The sequence below is a fragment of the Streptomyces sp. NBC_00258 genome, assembly GCF_036182465.1.
Taxonomy (GTDB): domain Bacteria; phylum Actinomycetota; class Actinomycetes; order Streptomycetales; family Streptomycetaceae; genus Streptomyces.
The window spans coordinates 6,563,091-6,582,266 of record NZ_CP108081.1; the positions used below are offsets into that span (position 1 = coordinate 6,563,091).

General features: G+C 71.8%; 15 protein-coding genes. 8 read left to right on the forward strand and 7 right to left on the reverse strand.

Annotated features, from left to right (window positions below):
- The first annotated feature begins 28 nt into the window (after positions 1-28).
- Entirely contained in the window at positions 29-640 is a 612-nt protein-coding gene (locus OG718_RS29300) for a phosphoribosylanthranilate isomerase (RefSeq protein WP_328845594.1), read from the forward strand.
- A gap of 44 nt (positions 641-684) precedes the next feature.
- Here the strand turns inward: OG718_RS29300 and OG718_RS29305 are convergent, their stop codons facing one another.
- Complete coding sequence (locus OG718_RS29305; RefSeq protein WP_143641514.1) at positions 685-1,014, reverse strand: antibiotic biosynthesis monooxygenase family protein; 330 nt, start codon at positions 1,012-1,014, stop codon at positions 685-687.
- A 275-nt stretch (positions 1,015-1,289) separates the two neighbouring features.
- On the opposite strand from OG718_RS29305, the gene OG718_RS29310 reads away from it, so the two are divergent.
- The 5 genes from OG718_RS29310 (at position 1,290) to OG718_RS29330 (ending at position 11,265) form a co-directional block, all read left to right on the forward strand.
- On the forward strand, positions 1,290-4,700 hold the full coding sequence (locus OG718_RS29310; RefSeq protein WP_328845595.1) for a S8 family serine peptidase: 3,411 nt from the start codon (positions 1,290-1,292) through the stop codon (positions 4,698-4,700).
- A gap of 224 nt (positions 4,701-4,924) precedes the next feature.
- Positions 4,925-7,402, forward strand: a complete 2,478-nt coding sequence (locus OG718_RS29315; RefSeq protein WP_328845596.1) for a SpoIIE family protein phosphatase — start codon at positions 4,925-4,927, stop codon at positions 7,400-7,402.
- 122 nt (positions 7,403-7,524) lie between these two features.
- On the forward strand, positions 7,525-9,465 hold the full coding sequence (locus OG718_RS29320; RefSeq protein ID WP_328847851.1) for a glycoside hydrolase family 5 protein: 1,941 nt from the start codon (positions 7,525-7,527) through the stop codon (positions 9,463-9,465).
- Between the two features lie 274 nt (positions 9,466-9,739).
- Positions 9,740-10,156 carry a (R)-mandelonitrile lyase gene (locus OG718_RS29325; protein ID WP_143641518.1) on the forward strand — a complete coding sequence of 139 codons (417 nt, stop codon included), beginning with the start codon at positions 9,740-9,742 and terminating at the stop codon, positions 10,154-10,156.
- A 74-nt stretch (positions 10,157-10,230) separates the two neighbouring features.
- Positions 10,231-11,265, forward strand: coding sequence for a zinc-dependent alcohol dehydrogenase family protein (locus OG718_RS29330; RefSeq protein ID WP_328845597.1), 1,035 nt, complete (start codon positions 10,231-10,233; stop codon positions 11,263-11,265).
- A 42-nt stretch (positions 11,266-11,307) separates the two neighbouring features.
- On the opposite strand, the gene OG718_RS29335 is transcribed toward OG718_RS29330, so the two are convergent.
- The 6 genes from OG718_RS29335 to OG718_RS29360 form a co-directional block, all read right to left on the reverse strand.
- Positions 11,308-12,240: a helix-turn-helix transcriptional regulator gene (locus OG718_RS29335; RefSeq protein ID WP_328845598.1), complete on the reverse strand. Its 933-nt coding sequence runs from the start codon at positions 12,238-12,240 to the stop codon at positions 11,308-11,310.
- Between the two features lie 104 nt (positions 12,241-12,344).
- Positions 12,345-12,611 carry a hypothetical protein gene (locus OG718_RS29340; RefSeq protein WP_143641521.1) on the reverse strand — a complete coding sequence of 89 codons (267 nt, stop codon included), beginning with the start codon at positions 12,609-12,611 and terminating at the stop codon, positions 12,345-12,347.
- Between the two features lie 97 nt (positions 12,612-12,708).
- Positions 12,709-13,284, reverse strand: coding sequence for a hypothetical protein (locus OG718_RS29345; RefSeq protein ID WP_328845599.1), 576 nt, complete (start codon positions 13,282-13,284; stop codon positions 12,709-12,711).
- Between the two features lie 331 nt (positions 13,285-13,615).
- Positions 13,616-14,536 (reverse strand): helix-turn-helix domain-containing protein, encoded by a 921-nt coding sequence (locus OG718_RS29350; protein ID WP_260695543.1) that lies wholly within the window; start codon positions 14,534-14,536, stop codon positions 13,616-13,618.
- A 247-nt stretch (positions 14,537-14,783) separates the two neighbouring features.
- Complete coding sequence (locus OG718_RS29355) at positions 14,784-14,936, reverse strand: hypothetical protein (RefSeq protein WP_328845600.1); 153 nt, start codon at positions 14,934-14,936, stop codon at positions 14,784-14,786.
- Positions 14,937-15,101: 165 nt separating this feature from the next.
- Positions 15,102-15,929 carry a hypothetical protein gene (locus OG718_RS29360; RefSeq protein WP_143641565.1) on the reverse strand — a complete coding sequence of 276 codons (828 nt, stop codon included), beginning with the start codon at positions 15,927-15,929 and terminating at the stop codon, positions 15,102-15,104.
- Positions 15,930-16,292: 363 nt separating this feature from the next.
- Between OG718_RS29360 and OG718_RS29365 the strand changes: the two genes are divergently transcribed.
- Positions 16,293-18,248, forward strand: coding sequence for a serine/threonine-protein kinase (locus OG718_RS29365; protein WP_328845601.1), 1,956 nt, complete (start codon positions 16,293-16,295; stop codon positions 18,246-18,248).
- Position 18,249: 1 nt separating this feature from the next.
- Complete coding sequence (locus OG718_RS29370) at positions 18,250-19,077, forward strand: FHA domain-containing protein (RefSeq protein WP_328845602.1); 828 nt, start codon at positions 18,250-18,252, stop codon at positions 19,075-19,077.
- Positions 19,078-19,176 lie beyond the last annotated feature (99 nt).

The following is a 19,176-nucleotide window of genomic DNA, read 5'->3' on the forward strand; positions in this document are numbered from 1 at the left end:
CCGGCTCCGGATACGGCAGGCTGAGGGGGTGAGCAGCTCCCTCTTCATCAAGATCTGTGGCCTGAAGACCGAACGGGACGTCGACACGGCCGTCGAGGCGGGCGCCGACGCCATCGGCTTCGTCTTCTCGGCCAGCCCGCGCCGCATCGACGCGGCCACGGCGGCGCGGCTGTGCGCCCGCGTGCCGGAGAACGTCCTGACGGTCGGTGTCTTCCGCGACGAGCCCCTGCGTGACGTACGGTCCCTGGCCACCGACTCGGGGATCCGGGCCGTCCAGCTGCACGGGCCCGAGGACCGCGGTTACTACGACGACCTCGCGACGGGCGGCTGGACGCTGATCCGCGCCGCCGCGTTCGGCGAACCCGCGCCGCGCCACGGGGACATGGGCGAGGACGTCCTCCTCCTCGACGCCCCCGTGCCGGGCTCCGGCGTCGCCTGGGACTGGTCGAGGAAGCCCCTGGCCGGGCCGGGCGAGAAGTGGCTCCTCGCCGGCGGTCTCACCCCGGACAACGTGCGCGCGGCCGTCGACGCCACCTCGCCCTGGGGCGTCGACGTGTCAAGCGGCGTGGAACGGAGCCGGGGCGTCAAGGACCCCGCCCTGATCACCGCGTTCGTCGGGGCCGCCCGAAACCGGCCCTGACCCGCGCCGCCCGTAAGTGGCAGCGCCCCGTGTCGCCGCCCGTGTCAGTCCTGCTTGGGGGCGGCCTGCTGGACCACCTCGAAGGTCCACAGTGTCGAGTCCGTCGCGGCGGGCTTCGGCCGCTCGCCGCCGCCGGCGGCCCCGTCGCGGTGTGCGGCCTGACCGCGCCCGGACATCCAGTTCTGGAAGTCCTCCTCGGCGCGCCAGCGCGTGTAGACGAGGTAGGTGTCGGTGCCCTCCAGCGGACGCAGCAGCTCGAACCACTCGAACCCGTCCGAGCTGTCCACCGTCCCGGCCCGAGCCGCGAAGCGCTTCTCCAGCGTCTCGCGCTGCTCTTCGGGAACCGTGAGTACGTTGATCTTGACGATGCTCATGCCCCCATTGTCCAGCAGTCACCACGACGGCCGATGGCGGGCCGCGCCCGACCCCGGCGACCGGCACCGACGACCGTTCCGCACCTCCCTGACGCATCGTCAGAAATAAATCGGATGTCTTGACAACCTGATGACAACCCGCTCCGTCTCTATGGCGAGTCGTTGGGCGTACGGGTGAGGCGCCGGGGTTTCCGGCGTCGCGGGACGACTCCTGTCAGATGGTCCAAGTGTCAGGAGTTCAGGTGGAGTTACGTGCGAGACCCTTACGTTCCGCCGTGGCGGCAGGGGCGGTTTCCACAGCCCTTCTGCTGGCCGGTGTCCCGGGCGGGACGGCCCAGGCCGCACCCGCGGGGGAGCCGGCCGACGGGCGTTCCGGGACGGTGGCCGAGGACGCGAGCGGCGTCGGCAAGTCCCAGAAGGTGAGGACGGTGACGCTGGTCACCGGCGACCGCGTCCGGCTGGACGGCGCCGGAAAGGTCATCGGGGTGGAGCGGGCGAAGGGCCGGGAGCGGGTTCCGTTCTCGGTCCGGGTGGTCCACGGACACACCCGGGTGGTGCCGGGCGACGCCCAGTTGCTGCTCGCCCAGGGCAAGCTGGACGCCCGGCTGTTCGACGTGACCCAGTTGCTGGCGGACGGCTACGACGACGCAGGCCGGTCCGACCTGCCGCTGATCGTCACGTTCCGGGGCAAGAAGGCGCCCTCGATGAGCCCGTTCACCGGGGCCGGGGCGCGGATGGGCCGGGCGCTTCCGGTCGTCAACGGCAAGGCGATGCGCTCCGTGAAGCAGCGCGGCGCCGAGTTCTGGGACGCCGTGACCAACACCGGCGCCGCAGGCAGGGGCGACGGAACGACGGAGTTCACCGACTCGACCGCCGTCGAGAAGGTGTGGCTGGACGGCAGGCGCAGGGCCAGCCTCGACAAGAGCGTCCCGCAGATCGGCGCGCCGACCGCCTGGGCCGCCGGGTTCGACGGCACCGGCACCAAGGTCGCCGTCCTGGACACCGGGATCGACACAGCCCACGCCGACCTGGCGAGCCAGGTGATCGAGGAGCGGGACTTCTCCGGATCCTCCGGCACGGGTGACAAGTTCGGCCACGGCACCCACGTGGCGTCGATCACCGCCGGTACGGGAGCCAGGTCGGGCGGCAAGTACAAGGGCGTCGCCCCGGGTGCGAAGCTCCTGAACGGCAAGGTCCTGGACGACAACGGCTTCGGCTCGGACTCCGGGATCATCGCGGGCATGGAGTGGGCGGTGGCGCAGGGCGCCGATGTCGTCAACCTCAGCCTCGGCGGCACGGACATGCCCGGCGTCGACCCGATGGAGGAGACGGTCAACCGGCTCTCCGCCGAGTCGGACGCGCTCTTCGTCGTCGCGGCGGGCAACGACGGCGAGTTCGGCGAGGGGACCGTCGGTTCGCCCGGCAGTGCCGACGCCGCGCTCACCGTCGGCGCGGTCGACAAGGCCGACCAGCTCGCCGACTTCTCCAGCCGCGGCCCGCGCGTCGGCGACGGCGGGGTCAAGCCCGACCTGACCGCGCCCGGCGCCGCCATCACGGCCGCCGCGGCCGCCGGCAGCGTCCTGGAGGGCGCGTACCCCTCCGACGTACCCGGCTACCTCACCATCGACGGCACCTCCATGGCGGCCCCGCACGTCGCGGGCGCCGCCGCGATCCTCGCCCAGCAGCACCCCGACTGGACCGGTGAGCGCCTCAAGGCGGTCCTCACGGGCTCCGCGAAGCCGGGCGCGTACAGCTCCTACCAGCAGGGCACCGGCCGCACCGACGTGGTCCGGGCGATGGAGCAGGGCGTCGTCACCGAGCAGGGGCCGATCGACTTCGGCAAGCAGCGGTGGCCGCACAACGACGACGAACCGGCGACCAAGAAGCTGACGTACCGCAACCTCGGTACGGAGCCGGTCACCCTGGACCTGTCCGTCGACGCGTTCTCGGTGGACGGCAAGCCCGCGGCCGAGGGCATGTTCGCCGTGTCGCCGGGGCAGCTCACCGTCCCGGCGGGCGGCGAGGCGAGCGCCTCCGTCACCGCCGACACCCGCGCGGGCAGCGCCGACGGCTCCTTCGGCGGCTCGGTGCAGGCCACCTCGGCCGACGGCAGGACCCAGGTGCGGTCCGCCGTGGGTGTGGAGCGCGAGGTCGAGTCGTACGACCTGACGCTGAAGCACATCGACGAGAACGGTGGGCCGACAGGCGACGCCGTCACCGACGTCGGGGGCTACGACAACGACTTCTACGCCTCCTACGCCGACGAGGAGGACGGCGAGCTCACGGTCAGGCTGCCCAAGGGCGACTACACCCTCAGCGGGGTGATCCACCCCTCGTACGAGTCCGCCACGCACGCCGTGCTGGTGCAGCCGAAGCTGAGCCTGGACGGGGACACCACCGTCACCGTCGACGCCCGGAAGGCGCGGCCGGTGGACATCACCGTGCCCGATGCCGCGGCCGAGAACACCGAGGCCATGGTCGCCTACAGCTACGACCGGGGTGAGGGGCAGCGCGAGGGCAGGCTCGAGTACAGCCTGCCCACCTTCGAGGGCACGGGGTTCGGACAGCTCGGGCCCGAGCCGGCCGAGGACAAGGCGTCCGCCCTGTTCGCCGGGGACTGGACACGGCTGGACGACGAGGGCCGGCCGGTCACCTACCACCTGGGCTGGAACCGCACCGGCGGGCTGAGCGGCTTCGCCGCCAAGGTCGGGCGGAAGCAGCTCGCCAAGGTCGACCTCCAGGCCGGCGCACTCGTCGACGGCCGGAAGGTCCAGGTCGAGGTGTCTCCCCACACGGCCGACGGGAACCTGGTCCTGGGTGACCACGACCTGAGGGGAGTCCTGCCGCTGCGCACCACCGACTACATCCTCGACAGCGGCGTCAAGTGGTCCCTGCGCATGTGGCAGGCCAGCGGCGACGACCGCGAGACGCGCTACGAGCAGTTCCTGATGCGGATGCCGAGGACCTGGCAGGGCGGACGGAACTACACCGAGCAGTTCAACGTCGGCGTCTTCGGCCCGGTCCTGCCCGGCCCCGAGGACGCCGGACCGGGCAGCGGATACCCCGGTGTCGCGCGGTACGGCAATGTCATCAGGGCCTACGTGCCGCTGTTCGGCGACGGCGCCGGCCACTGGGGCGTCGCCTACGAGACCTCCTCGGGGAAGAGCACCCTCGAGGCGGACGGCAAGGAGATAGCCGACAACTACGAGACGTCGCCGGCCGACGGCCTGACCGAGTACACCGTCCCGGCCAAGGACAGCGCGTACAAGCTGACCCTGGACAACTCCCGTGATGCCGCGCTGTATCCGGCCAGCACCCGCGTCAGGGCCGAGTGGACCTTCCGCTCCGCCACGACCTCCGAGGACGAGATGACCGCGCTGCCGCTGTCGGTGGTCCGCTTCTCCCCCGAACTGACGCTGTCCAGCACGGCGAAGGCGGGCAAGCGGTTCGAGGTCCCCTTCACCGTCGAGGGCGCGGCCACCGGCAAGCGTCCGGCCAAGCTCGCCTTCGAGGTCTCGTACGACGAGGGCGCCACCTGGCACCCCACCAAGGCCGTCGGCGGCACCCACCTCTCCCTGAAGCACCCGGCGAAGGCGGGCTCCGTCTCCCTGCGCGCCAAGCTGACCGACCGCGCGGGCAACACCCTGGTCCAGACGATCGAACGGGCCTACAACACCACTCGGTGACCCTGTAGCCCTCTGGACCCTGCATCCGGTCTCGCCCGGGGCGGTGACACCACCGCCCCGGGCGAGGCTGTTCGTGAGGCGTACGTCGACTGGCGTAAATAAGGTGAAATGTGAAAATACAGGGCAGACCAAGAGGTGTGGAGCCTCGGACACCGGGGCGAAGCGTGCCCACGCGCTGAGAGTCACGCGAGGTGGAGAGCGCAACGAGAGCGAGATGAGCGGTCATGGAGCGGCGCGCCGTCGACGACCAGGAATCGAGCCCGGGCCGCGACGCCGTGGGCGGGGCACCGACGGCGCGCGCCACCGTCGACGAACTCGGCGTCGTGACCGGCTGGAACGCCGGTGCGGAACGGCTCCTCGGTTACCCGGCGGCGCAGATCCTGGGCCGGCCGGCGGCCTCACTGCTCGCCGAGGAACCCGGGGCGGGTGATCTCCCGCCCCTCTCGGAGCTGCCGAGATGGCACGGCACACTGGGTCTCCGGCACCTCGACGGCCACCGCGTGGAGGCCAGGGTTCTCGCACACCACAGGACGTCGGACGGAACACCGGACCGGGCGTCGGACGGCCGGATGCCCGGCTGGCTTCTCGTCTCCGCCGTTGCCGGGGCCGCCCGGGCCCGGCCCGACGACGACGAGCTCGTGCGGCGGGGCTTTCTCGACTCCCCGTGCTGCTCGACCTCGGTGTACGACACGGATCTGCGCTTCCGCCGGTCCACGCAGTCCGGTCGGGGCGTGCTGGGCATGAGCGACGACGACCTGCGCGGGCTCAGGCTGACGGACGTGCTCGACGATCCGGTGGCGGAGAAGGTCGAGCGGGCGATGCGGCGGGTCCTGGAGACCGGCGAGACGCAGTACCTCGAGAACCACGCGCTCGCCCCCGGCGAGGCCCGTGACCACGCGTGGTCGGTCCACCTCTACCGCCTGGAGGACCCGGCCGGCCGCGTCCTGGGCGTGGCCTCCACGGGGCACGACATGACTGAGGAGTACTGGGCCCGCAAGCGGCTCCAGCTGATCGCGGAGGCCGGCACCAGGATCGGCAGCACGCTCGACGTGACGCGGACGGCGCAGGAGCTGGCGAACGTGGCGGTCCCGGAGCTCGCCGACTTCGTCAGCGTCGACCTCCTGGCGTCCCTCGACGACCTGCCCGAGCAGCCCCCGGGGCCGCTGAGGGCGGGCGACTCCCTCGCGCTGCGGCGCATCGCCCACCAGTCCGTGTTCCCGGACGTCCCGGAGGCGGTCCTCGCCCTGGGCGAGGTGGACACGTACCCGGAGGGCTCCCCGCCGGCGGAGAGCCTGCGAACGGGACGGGCCGTGCTGCACAGGGTGACCGAGGCGGCGGTCGCCGACTGGGTGGCCGAGGACCCGCGGCGGTCCGCCCGGATCCGCGAGTTCGGCTTCCACTCGGCGATGACCGTGCCCCTGTCGGCGCGCGGCACCACCCTGGGCGTCGTCGCGCTCGCCCGGCACCGGCACCCCGACCCGTTCAAGGAGGACGACCTGGTACTGGCCGAGGAACTGGCGGCCCGGGCCGCGGTCTGCATCGACAACGCCCTGCGCTACACCCGCGAACGCGGCACGGCCGTCACCCTGCAGCGCAGCCTGCTGCCGCAGAGCCTGCCCGAGCAGTCCGCGGTGGAGGTCGCCTCCCGCTACCTCCCGGCCGGTGCCCGGGCCGGAGTGGGCGGGGACTGGTTCGACGTGATCCCGCTGTCCGGAGCCAGGGTGGCGCTGGTCGTGGGCGACGTCGTGGGCCACGGCATCCACGCCTCGGCGACCATGGGCCGGCTGCGTACCGCCGTACGCACGCTCGCGGACATCGACCTGCCCCCCGACGAACTCCTCACCCACCTCGACGACCTGGTCGGCCGCCTCGCCACCGAGGCCGAGGGCGCGGAGGGATCAGCCGCCGAGGGGGAGGGCTCGGGAGACGTCGGAGCGACGTGCCTGTACGCCGTGTACGACCCCGTCTCCCGCCGGTGCACCCTCGCCCGGGCCGGGCATCCCCCGCCCGCCGTGGTGAGCCCGGACGGCACCGTGGAACTGCTCGATGTTCCCGCGGGGCCGCCACTGGGCCTGGGCGGGCTGCCCTTCGAGTCCCTCGACACCGAACTCCCGGAAGGAAGCCTGCTCGCCCTCTACACCGACGGCCTGATCGAGTCCCGCGACAGCGACCTCGACGAAGGCACCTCACGGCTGCGCCGCGCCCTCGCCGCTCCCGCGGCCTCCCTGGAGGTGCTGTGCGACTCGGTCCTGGCAGCCGTGCTTCCCCGGCGGCCCGCCGACGACGTGGCCCTGCTCGTCGCCCGCACCCGGGCGCTCGACGCCGACCGGGTCGCGGCCTGGGACGTGGCCCCGGAACCGTCCGCCGTCTCCGAAGTCCGCAAGAACGCCCTCCGCCGGCTGGCGGACTGGGGCCTGTCCGACGCCGCCTTCGTCACCGAGCTGGTCGTCAGCGAACTGGTCACCAACGCCATCCGGCACGCCGAGCCGCCCATCCAGCTGCGCCTCATCCATGACCGGACCCTCATCTGCGAGGTCTCGGACGCCAGCAGCACGGCACCCCACATGCGCCGCGCGCGCACCTACGACGAGGGCGGCCGCGGCTTGCTCCTGGTCGCCCAGCTGACCCAGCGCTGGGGCACTCGCCCCACCCCGACGGGCAAGACGATCTGGGCGGAACAGAGCGTGGAGCCGGAGCTGTGACCTGCGGGGCGCGACAGCCGAACCCGTAGGCCTGAACCAGACCCGTAGGCCTGGACCAATACCGCCCCATCCCCCATGATGACGCTGCCATGACAAAAGCTGCATGGCGTGTCGTCCTCTGGATGGTGACCGTGCGCGGATCCTTCGTCGGGGCGGCTCTGGCCGCCGCACTCCTGCTGGCGCCCCTGACGCCCGTCCCGGCTGCCGCCGCCCCGCAGGAGTCCGCCGCCGAGAGTGCTCCCCGCTCCGAACCCGCTTCGGCGGCCGAGGACTGGACGGCGCCGCTCAGCACGCGCGGCCGCTGGATCGTCGACGCGGACGGCGACCGCTTCAAGCTGCGGTCCGGCAACTGGCATGGAGCCAGCGGTACTTGGAACGGCTCCGGAAGCGTGGACGACGACGCCAACCACCACGCGGGGGAGAACTCCGGCCGGACACCCCTCGGCCTGGACCGGGCCCCCATGGCCGAGATCATCTCCGGTTTCCAGGAGATCGGGATCAACAGCATCCGGCTGCCGTTCTCCAACGAGATGATCCACGACGGCGTGCCCGTCAAGGACGACGCGGTCGCCGCGAACCCGTCCCTGCGCGGAAAGACCCCGCTCCAGGTCTACGACGCGGTGGTACGCGAACTCACCTCCGCGGGCCTCGCCGTGATCCTCAACAACCACACCAACACGACCCGTTGGTGCTGCGGAGTCGACGGCAACGAGCGCTGGAACGCGAGCCGGTCCACCGCGACCTGGGAGAACGACTGGCTCTTCATGGCCCGCCGCTACAAGGACAACAAGCGTGTCGTCGGCGCCGACCTCTACAACGAGGTCCGCCGCAACATCTGGGACGACCCCAACTGGGGCCTCGGCGACGACCACGACTGGTTCGCCGTCTCCCAGCGTGTGGGCGACCGCATCCTGACGGAGGCCAACGCGGACCTCCTCGTCATCGTCGAGGGCATCAACTGGACCGGCATCCCCGTCGACGGCTTCGCACACGAACGCCCCACCCTGGAGCCCGTACGCCGTCTCTCGCACACCCTCGTCGACTCCGGCAAGCTCGTGTACTCCGCCCACTTCTACGACTACACGGGCCCGAACCACAGCGGCGCCACGGGAACGGGTGAGACGACCGACCCCCGCTACCGCGACCTCAGCCCCGCCGAACTGACCGCCGTACTGAACCGCCAGGCGTTCTACGTCACCGCGGAACAGGACCAGCACTTCACGGCCCCGGTCTGGATCAGCGAGTTCGGCGTCGGCGGCCGTGAGGAGACGGGCGCCAAGCCGCGTGCCTGGTTCGAGAACTTCGTGGACCAACTGATCCGTACCGACGCCGACTTCGCGTACTGGCCGCTCGTCGGTTGGCACGAGAACCGCAGGGGCAACGGCTGGGCCCTGCTGCACTGGGACTCGTCGGGCGGCCGCATGGGCGTGTACGACGGTGACGACTGGCGGGCCGCGGCGTGGACCCGGCTCATCGAGAGCCCCGGGCGCACCGGGCGCGTCGCCCCCGTGGCGGACTGGTCGATGCTCAGCCCCGACCACGCCGACTTCGTCGCCTCACGGCGTATGCGCGCGCTCCCCGACTGGGACTCCGGTGCCCGCAAGGCCGCCTGCCCCGACGGACAGCGCCTCCTCGGCCTCAGCCATACGGGCAACCGGGGCCTGTGCTCCGACGTGACCGCCGGCCCTCTGTTGGTCCCGGCAGGCGGTCACGAGGTGGTCAGGGACGAGCGGCACGTCACCCCGGGCGGCGACTGGGCCTCCGGATACACCAAACTCCAGTGCCCCGACGGCCACTTCCTCACCGGCTACAGCGTCCGCGGCTCCGCCGTCTCGGCCGCCCTGTGCACGGCCGCCCCGACGGGGAAGCTCGGCACGGCCGCCCGCACGGTCTGGTTCGACCGCGGTGACGACAGGGGTCCGGCCCCCAAGGGCGGCGACTTCGCGAGCGGCCACTACAAGGGCCAGTGCGCGACCGACGAGTACGCGGCCGGAATCGCCTACACCGCCCGCGTCGGCTCGGCACGGACACCGGACGCGCTGTACTGCCGGAAACTCGCCTGACCCGTCGAGCCTCAGGCAGGGACGCTCGCATGTTGCCGTTCCGCTTCAGCGAGGCGTGCCGAGCGGGTCAGGGGGCCGAAGACGGCCAGCGCGACGCGCCGATCAGCCAGGTGCCGGCGATGAAGGGCGGGTCCGGGGGCAGCCTGGAGTGATCGCCCGCCTCGTCTCCTACGCCGGTTGGCCCAGTGCGATGAGCGCGATCAACCGCCTCAAGGACATCGTCGGGAACGAGGCCCGGGCATGGACGAGGCCAGGCACGGAGGAGCAGCACGCCATGGAAATCCTCAAGAAGCAGGCCACGGTGAAGGCGCCCGCCGAATGGTTCACGGGTGACGTCTGGTTCGACGTCGTCCTCGCCGGCCAGGAGCCGTCCCGGATGCGCGCCAACATGGTGCGCTTCTCGCCGTGCGCCCGTACCGACTGGCACTCCCACGCCATGGGCCAGACCCTGCACATCGTCTCCGGCACAGCCCTGATCGGCACCCGTGACGGCACGGTCATCGAGGCCCACCCCGGCGACACGATCCACACCCCGCCGGGCGAGGAGCACTGGCACGGCGCCACCGCCGACCACTTCATGACCCACCTCGCGATGTGGGAGGGCCCCGGCCCGGACGGCGGCCCCGAGACCACCTGGCTGGAGAAGGTCGACGACGCCGAGTACGGGGCGCCGCGCAGCAGCACCCGCTGAATCCCGGGCAGCGGCACCGGCCGAACCCCGCACAGCGGCACCGCCGAACCAAGACACCCGATCGGAAAGCACTCATGCGAGCAACACTGATCTACGGCGCCGGCGACATCCGCGTCGAGAACGTCCCCGACCCGAAGATCCACCGGCCCACCGACGCGATCGTCCGGGTGCTGCGCTCCTGTATCTGCGGCAGCGACCTGTGGCCGTACGGGTCGCGCGAGGCCACCGAGCACGGGGACCGCATCGGCCACGAGTTCCTCGGCATCGTGGAGGAACTCGGCCCGGAGGTGTCCGGGCTGAAGCGCGGCGACCTGGTCGTCGCCCCCTTCGTCTGGTCCGACAACACCTGCGACTTCTGCGCAGAGGGTCTGCAGACCTCCTGTCGGCACGGCGGCGGCTGGGCCGCGGGCGATGTGGACGGCGGCCAGGGCGAGGCGGTACGCGTCCCGCAGGCGCAGGGCACGCTGGTCAAGCTGCCGGTGGCAGAGGACTCGGCCCTCCTGCCGTCCCTCCTCACGCTGTCCGACGTGTTCTGCACCGGCCACCACTGCGCGGTCACCGCCGGGGTCGGCCCCCGTACGACCGTCACGGTCGTCGGCGACGGAGCGGTCGGCCTCTCCGCCGTGCTGGCCGCCAGGTGGCTCGGTGCGGAGCGGATCATCCTGATGGGCCGGCACAAGGGCCGCACCGACCTGGGCCGCGACTTCGGTGCCACCGACGTCGTCGCCGAGCGCGGCGAGGAAGGGATCGAGCGCGTACGGGAACTGACCGGCGGCGACGGCACCCACACCGTCCTGGAGTGCGTCGGTACGCTGCCGGCCCTGAACATGTCGGTCGGCGCGGTCCGCGCGGGCGGCACGATCAGCCGCGTCGGCGCACCTCAGTACTCCGAAGTCCCTCTCGGATTCCCGGAGTTCATGAAGAACCTCACCCTCACCGGCGGGGTGGCGCCGGCCCGCGCGTACATCGAGGAGCTGCTGCCCGACGTACTGGAGGGCCGGATCGAGCCGGGCCGCGTCTTCGACCGTACGGTCGGCATGGACGGCGTACCGGACGGATACCGCGCGATGGCCGACCGCGAGGCCCTGAAGGTTCTCGTCGAGCCGTGAGCGTGAGCCGACGGCCGACGGCCGGTGGCCGACGTGGGCGCGTCAGTGTCGCCGGGGCGCCCGCCCGGCGGCCTCGGTCTCGGCCGGCTCCCGGTCCAGGTCCAGGTCCAGGTCCTGGCCCCGGTCGAGTCGGACCATCACGTCGTACTCCGGAGTGCCGGGTCCGGCGTGGTACGCCACCAGGCGCTGACCCGAGCCGCCGTCCAGCTGGAGTGAGTGGTAGCCGAGGGTGAAGGTGCCGGCGTCGGGGTGGTGGAAGGTCTTGCGCCCGCTGCTGTGGCCCGTGACGTCGTAGTCCTCCCAGAGGCGGGCGAAATCCGGGCTCTTCGCGAGCAGCTCGTCGACCAGGCCGGTGAGGTCGGGGGCGTCCGGTTCGACGCCGGCCAGGGTACGGAGACGGGCGACACAGCCGCGGATCTGGATCTCCCAGTCCTCGAACAGGACGCGGGCGGTCGGGTACAGGAAGACGTAGCGCACGATGTTGCGCTGCCCCTGCGGCCAGTCCGCGAGCCCGGCCATCAGCCGCAGCCCGCCGGGGTTGGCGGCCAGCACGTCCATGGTGCGGCTGACGACGTGGGCGGGGTTGGGGCGCAGGCTCTCCAGGAGCAGTTCCATACCGGGATCCACGCTCGTGGCGGGTTCCTCGGCCGTCCGGAACGGGGCGGCGCCGCGGGCCGCGCAGGCGGCGAGGTCGCGCAGGTGCCGGCGCTCGGGTTCCTCCAGCAGCAGCGCGGTGGCGAGGGCGTCGACGACGGACGGGCTGGGGTTGGTCTCCCTGCCGCGTTCCATACGCGTGTAGTAGTCGATGCTGACCCCGGCGAGAGTCGCCAGCTCCTCGCGGCGCAGGCCGGGCGTACGACGCAGCCCGGGTCCGGCCGGGAGCCCGACGTCGGCGGGCGTCACCCGGGCCCGACGGGCTTTGAGAAACCGCCCCAGCTCGCCACCACCGCTGCCGCTGTGCTGCTCACGTGCCATGCGTTCCAGTCTGGCAGCCGTGTGACCAGCGGGACAGCCGCGTGGGGGGCCCTGTCACACCCCCTGGAACACGGCTCTCCCGAGGAGCGCGGCCGACGCGACCCTTACCGCGTCCGTCGTGCATGCCGGTGCGTCCGTCGACGCAGAGTGAAGGCGCAGGCAAGCATCCCGAGGCCCCAGGCGATCAGAAGGGCACCCCACAGCGGCATGGTCACCTGCGGGACGAGAAGGCGGATCTCGACGTTCTCGCGGTTCTGGAAGATGAAGACCAGAGCGATCGCGCTGATCAGAACGAACGGCGCGAGGCGTCTGACAGAGGGCCGCGAGAAGAACGGCGTATGCGCCTTGTGATCTGTACTGGTCTCAGCCATGGGGCCGCCTCTCCGTCACGCACCCCTGCATCCAGCGTCCTCTCCTACGCCGCGCCCCGCCACCGAAGGGGCCGGGGCACACGGGGGCGGCGACTGGCTACTGGCCTCGACCGGCCAGCCAGAGCGTCACCTCCTGCCAGGCGGCCCGCCCCTCTGCCTCCGTGCCCCACCACCAGGAGAAAGGCGAGTCGCCCGAATCCAGCTCCTCCCGCCACCGGTGGACGCTCTCGTCCAGGTGCCGACGGGCGATCGGGCCCTCCTCCGTCTCCCAGCGGGCCAGCCACGGAGCGACCGAGGACCCCGCCGTCACGCAGCTCTCGAATACCTCGGATGCCGGGATCGGCGGAGACTTCGTCCGCAGGGTCCTGGTCCACCACGCGTCCAGGAAACCCGCGACGGCCTGGGCCTGCCCGCCGGGCCACTGCGGCCAGCCCGCCGCAGCCAGTCCCCGGGCCATGAGGTCGGACTCGTGCTCCCCCTCGGCCAGGATCACGACGAGCTGTGGCAGAACCCGTCTGATGATCGCGGGCTGGTCGTCCCAGTGGGAAGGATGCTTCTGAGCTACGCGGCGGGCAAGGTCCGCCGGCACCGGGATATCGGGAGTCCTCAGCAGCCCGACCTCGCCCGCATCGAAGCACCGGCCACAGCCGGTCTCGTCCACTCGGGCCGTCATACCGCCAAAGACTTTCGCGACCCTGTCCACCGCAGCGGCAAGGGCATCGGCATCGGCGCCAGGAAGAGTCACAACGCACCCCGTCAAAACTCCAGCGGGTCACCCCGGCCGAAGAGATCGACGCTACCAGGCGACACCTCCGCACGACCGAAAAAGACCTGATCACTCAGGTGCTGCGCCGCACACGTGAGCCGCCGGAACCGGGACCGAGGTCTGGGACGTCCGGCAGCGGGAGCCGGAGGTCCGGAACACGTTCCGGTCCGATACCACGCGGCCGGTCGGACAGTCCCCCGTGCCATCCGACCGGCCATCGGTTGTACGAACGGGGACGCTATCGAGTGGCGGTCGGACGGGTCTTGGACGAATTTGACCTCGCGGAGAGGGCCAGGGCCCCTTCCACCCGGCGGGAGGCGACCATCTGTCCGGGGGTGGTGCCGGCGATGGCGCGGAACTCGCGGTTGAGGTGTGCCTGGTCGTAGAAGCCGCAGGCCGTCGAGATCTCGGTGAGGCTCGCGGCCCCGTGGTTGAGCATCGCCACGGCGTGGCGGAAGCGCAGCACCCGGGCGGACGCCTTCGGTGTCAGCCCGATCTGCTGGGTGAACCGCCGGACCAGGTACCCCTGGCTCCACCCCACTTCCGCGGCGATACGGGCGATCGGGATCACCCCCGCGCTGCCGGAGAGCAGGTGCCAGGCGTGGTGGACCTCGGGCGAGGGGTCCGGGCCGTCCCCGAGCCGGGCCAGCAGCGCCGCGTCCAGCAGGTCGAACCTGGCCGCCCAGTCCTGGGTGGACGCCAGCCGCTCCACCAGCACCCGGGCCTCGGGCCCCAGAACGTCCCGGATCTCGATGGCCAGGTTCGTCAGCTCGCTCATCGGCATGCCGAACAGCCGGTAGGCGCCCAGCGGCGTGAACTCGACCCGGATCGCCTCCTGGCCGCCGGGATGCACACAGATCGCGGGCCGGTCCTCCAGCCCCACCACCAGCGACCCGATGCTCCCGCTGTCCCCGCCCGGCATGCCCAGCCGCCGGACCTGGGAAAACGGCTCCGCGAGGCTGATCAGCAGGGTCGCGTGCCCGGTCGGCACCAACCGCGCCTCGTACGGCGTGGTCATCGCTTCCCAGTAGCCGACGTAACTGCGCAGGAACGGCCGCAACCCGGGATGCCAGGGCCGCGTGACCCGCCACAGACCACCGATCCGCGCGATGTCGACCGCACCCGTACGCAGCGTGCCGCCCCGCGCACCTTGAAGCACCAAGAGGCTCCCCTCACCCCGAGGGACCGCCCTGAGCAACCGCCTGGCAGCTCCGCAGTACCCTCGTCCGCTGTCCGGTGTAGCAGCCGATCGTTCCGCGTGTTCCACAGTACCCATGTGACCGCACCCAACTCACGGGCCACGAAGTGAAGTTGAGGTGCGGATGGGTGGATCCGGTGAGCGTTCCGGGCCGAGGAACCCCGGCCTCGTCGCCGAGGAACCCCGGCCTCGTCGGAGAAGCGACGGGTCAGCCGCCGCCGGCGAGGAGGCCTGCCGCGCCGACCGTCTCGTTGACGGTGGTGGACACCGCCGGCAGCCGTAGTGCGGGGGCGACGCGCTCCGGGTCGTCCCACTCATTCCCCGTGGGATTGGGCATCGCGGACCGGTTCACGGTGTCCATGGCGTCAAGGAACACCCCGGCGTTCTGCCGGAGCGGCCGCCGTCTCATCGCATGTCGGCGCGACCGTCGTCCTGCCGCCGTCCGCGGCAGGTCGGCCGATCTCGAACAGCGGAGGTCGGCCGATCTCGAACCGGGGCAGGCCCGGGAGCCGGGCCTGCCCGCTGCTCAGTGGTCGTCGGTGATGGTGGTCGCGATGCCGTTGCTGATCTCGACCTCGGCGGAGAAGCCCTTCTTGGCGGCCGCCTCCAGTTGGGCCTCGGTGCACTCGACGCCGCCCTCGCCGCCCGGCCCGGTGTTCACGGCGTCGCAGATGTCGTCGTAGCCCATGATCTTGGTGTCGTCGGCGACGAGGAACTGCTGCTCGGTGCCCTTCATGTCGGAGACGGTGTACTTGCCCGGCGCCAGGTAGGAGACGTTGCCGAACCAGGTTCCGTTGACGCCCTTGCCCTTGTTGACGCCCTCGACGACCGACTCGTCGCGGCCGGAGGACGAGTCGGAGTCCGACCCGGAGGAACCGGAGGAGTCCGAACCGGAGCCGGTGTCCTGCTGGGCGGCGCGGCGCTCGGTCACCAGGGTCGCGGCGCCGTTCTTCATCTCCACGTCGGCGTTCACGGCACCCTTCTTGAGGGCCGCCTCCAACTGGTCCAGCGTGCACGGGGCGTCCACCTTGGCCCCCGCCTCGCCGCATATCGTGCCGACGCCGTAGACCTCGGTGTCGTCGGCGACCCAGAACTGCTGGTCCTCCTTGCCCGCTACGGACACGATGTACTTGCCCGGGGCGAGATAGGTGACCTTGCCGTTCTTGAACGAGCCGCTGACGCCCTTGGAGCTCTTGGAGTCCGACGCCTTCTCCGCGGCCGCCACCGGGCTCGCCGTGTCCGCCGCGCCCTTGCCGGACGATCCGTCGTCGGTGCCGTTCTGGCACGCCGTCATCAGCAGTCCGGCGGTGAGTGCGGCGGTGGCGACGATGGCCTGGCGCAGGCGGCGGTTCATCACGGGAGATTCCTTCCGAGGGGCGGGAACAGCAGGGAGCCGGCGGCGTTTCCGCCCATTCCCGCTCTGTGATCACTATGAGGCGTCCCAGGTCCCACAGGTCACGCCTGTCCTCGCTTCAGAACAGCGCGGTCACACAGTCGTGACACGGCAACACAGCGGCTGCGTACGGCAGTTCGCCGATGGCGGGCGGGCAGCAGGGCCGGCCGGCCGTGTGCTCCCCGGCAGGCCGTGAACCCGGTGCGCTGTGGGGGTTCTGGGCGGGTCCGCGCGAAGTCCGGTGAAGCGGATCACCGCCGAGTTCGGGCTGAGTACACTCCGTCACCTGGCAGGACGGACGGTTGTGGGGCGAGGGGTGGCGCGGTGCTGGTGACGCCGGAGGCCGGGGACAGGATCGCCGACCGGTATCTCTTGCGGGAGCCCATCGGCAGCGGCGGGATGGGCGTCGTCTGGCTGGCCTGGGACGAGCGGCTCGAACGGCGGGTCGCGGTCAAGTGCGCCCGCCTGGACGACGACCGGGCCGCGCGGCGGCTCATGGGCGAGGCGCGCAACGCCGGGCGGCTGCACCACCCGAACATCGTGGGCGTCTTCGACTTCGTCGACGAGGGTGCCACCTGCTGGATCATCATGGAGTACGTCCCCTCGCGCAGCCTCGCGCAGATCGTGACGGAGGGCGGCCCGCTCACGCCCGAGGAGGCCGGGTCGATCGGCTGCCAGATCGCGGCCGCGTTGGCGAAGTCCCACAACGAGGGCGTGGTGCACGGCGATGTGACACCGGAGAACATCCTCGTCACCGACGAAGGCATCGCGAGACTGACCGACTTCGGGATCTCGCGGGCCCTGTGGAGCGACGTCACCCACAGCACGACGGGCGGTGTGCGCGGCAAACCCCGGTATCTGGCACCGGAGTTGGCCAAGGGGCTGCCCGCGGGCGAGAAGTCCGACGTGTTCTCCCTGGGAGCCTCCCTGTTCTCGGCGGTCGAGGGCCGGTCGCCGTACGGGGAGGCCGAACACCCCATGGCGTATCTGGCCCGGGCCGTCGAGGGACACATCGAGCCCGCGCACCGGGCCGGACCGCTGGACGGGCCGCTCACCGCCCTGCTGGAGGTGGAGCCCCGGCGCCGGCCCGACGCCGCCAGGGCACAGCAGCTGCTGACGCGCGCCGCACCCCCGCCCCCGCACATACAGGAGCAGTTGCACGACAGCCGTACGGGGGACCTCGCGTCCCGCACGCTGCGGCTGGGGCGATTCCTGCGTCACCCGCGGGACTTCACGCCCTTCATGCTTCAGCCGCCACGGCCCGTACGCCGCCGCCGGCCTTTGGCGATCACGGCGGTGGCGCTGGTCGCGGCGGGCGCGATCACGGCCGGGCTCGTCCTCTTCGGCCCGTGGGCCTCGAAGGACGACGACAGGAGTGGCCGTACCGGCGCGGCCGACGCGAAGCCGTCGGCCACGGCGCAGGCCGGCGCCATCGGCGACGAGCGCACGGCGAACCCCTGCGGGCTGCTCGGCGCGGCCTCGCTGAGCCGCTTCGGCGGCACCGCGCTGGACCCCGACTACGGGGAGATCGACCGGTGCGACGTCCTGGTGCGCAACAACAGCGGTGACGACATCGCGGACGTCGAGGTGAACCTCGACTCGGACCGGGACGACTTCGACGGTGTCGGGTCCACCCGCCTGGTCGGCAGCCTCACGGTCGTGACGCTGAAGCGGGACGAAAACGCCTGCGAACGGGCCGTCCTGACCACCGACGGCAAGCAGATCCGCGTCATCGCGAAGCAGCTCGGCAAGGTGGCGCCCGACCCGTGCCAGATGGCCGACACCGCCACCGATCAGGTGGTCGGCGTGCTGGCCGAGGGCCCGGTGCCCCGCCGTGCGTCGTCGCCGGCCGCGAACTCCCTGGCCCGGCTCGACGCCTGCACGCTGCTGGACGCCACCGAGCTCAAGCGGCTTTCCGGCGTCGAGGCGGACAACCGGGACCGCGGCTTCGGTTCCTGGGACTGCGACTGGTCGAGCGACGACGGCAACCGCGCCGTGGAGATCCAGTTCAGCCGGGACAACTCGCTGGACGCAGACGACGGAACGCCGGTGAACGTCGCCGGCACGAAGAGCTACTCCATCGCGGACGAGGCCGAGGACGACAGCTGCACCGTACGGACCCCGCACCGCACCTACACCAACTCGGTCGGCGACCGGACCACCGAACTCTTCCAGCTGACCGTGTACGCCCCGCAGCCTTCCGGCCAACTGTGCGACACCGCAACGGAGTTCGCGGCTGTCGTCGTACGGAACATCGCGAAACGACTGCCGGGGAAGTGACATGACCGAGCCGGGAACGGCACCAGGACGGCCGGGTGGGCGGTCGATGCCCGCTCCGGGCGGCCGGTTCCTGCCCGCCACCCACGGGAGCCTCGCCCGGGGCGCGTCGGCGCCGCTGCCCGGCACCCTCTTCGCGCTCGCACTGACCGGTGGCATGACGCTGGGACCCGGGGAGGGGCGTGAGGTCCTGTTCGGCCGCAACCGGCCCGAGGTACACGTCTGCCTCGGCGAGGACGACCCCCGGCTCAGCCGTCACCAGGGCACGCTCACCCACCGGGACGGCCGCTGGTGGGTGAGCAACGCCGGGCGGCTGCCGATCCGCTGCGCCGGGGCCCGTCTGCTGTTCCGGGGCGAGGAGCCACTGCCGCTCGACACCGGCTACACCCCGCTGTTCGTCGGCGGTTCGGGTGGCCGGGAGCACTTGCTCGAGGTCTTCGTCACCGGCCCCGAGGACGAGTTGCCGGTACCGCGACACGGTGACGTCACCCGCCCGCCCCGGGTGTGGGTGCTGACCGAGCAGGAGAAGCTCGCCCTCGTCGTGCTGGGCCGGCGGTACCTGCTGCACGAGCCCCGGCCGCAGCCGCTGACCTGGAGGCAGACGGCCGCCGAACTCGCCGGGTCGCAGCCGTACGCGGGCTGGACGGACAAGCGCGTCGAGCACCTGGTCAACGGCGTACGCACCCGGCTGTCCCGCGACGGGGTGCCCTGGCTGACCCGCGAGGAGCTCGGCGAGCCGCTGGGCAACGCGCTCAACGACAACCTGATCCGGGCACTGCTGGCGTCGACCACGCTCGTACCGACGGACCTGGCACTGATCGACGCCGCCTGAAGCCGCCTGGCGCCGTCACCGTGGCCGCCGGCGGAAATACGCGTCGATACGCGTTGCCGCGGCGGCCCCGGAGCAGGCCCACGCCGGTGGCGGTGAACA

Bases quoted from the DNA above. Each gene is read 5' to 3' on its own strand.
- OG718_RS29305 (WP_143641514.1), bottom strand. From the start codon at position 1,014: ATGAGCATCGTCAAGATCAACGTACTCACGGTTCCCGAAGAGCAGCGC.
- OG718_RS29315 (WP_328845596.1), top strand. From the start codon at position 4,925: ATGGAGCGGCGCGCCGTCGACGACCAGGAATCGAGCCCGGGCCGCGAC.
- OG718_RS29320 (WP_328847851.1), top strand. From the start codon at position 7,525: ATGGTGACCGTGCGCGGATCCTTCGTCGGGGCGGCTCTGGCCGCCGCA.
- OG718_RS29325 (WP_143641518.1), top strand. From the start codon at position 9,740: ATGGAAATCCTCAAGAAGCAGGCCACGGTGAAGGCGCCCGCCGAATGG.
- OG718_RS29330 (WP_328845597.1), top strand. From the start codon at position 10,231: ATGCGAGCAACACTGATCTACGGCGCCGGCGACATCCGCGTCGAGAAC.
- OG718_RS29335 (WP_328845598.1), bottom strand. From the start codon at position 12,240: ATGGCACGTGAGCAGCACAGCGGCAGCGGTGGTGGCGAGCTGGGGCGG.
- OG718_RS29340 (WP_143641521.1), bottom strand. From the start codon at position 12,611: ATGGCTGAGACCAGTACAGATCACAAGGCGCATACGCCGTTCTTCTCG.
- OG718_RS29345 (WP_328845599.1), bottom strand. From the start codon at position 13,284: ATGACGGCCCGAGTGGACGAGACCGGCTGTGGCCGGTGCTTCGATGCG.
- OG718_RS29355 (WP_328845600.1), bottom strand. From the start codon at position 14,936: ATGGACACCGTGAACCGGTCCGCGATGCCCAATCCCACGGGGAATGAG.
- OG718_RS29360 (WP_143641565.1), bottom strand. From the start codon at position 15,929: ATGAACCGCCGCCTGCGCCAGGCCATCGTCGCCACCGCCGCACTCACC.
- OG718_RS29370 (WP_328845602.1), top strand. From the start codon at position 18,250: ATGACCGAGCCGGGAACGGCACCAGGACGGCCGGGTGGGCGGTCGATG.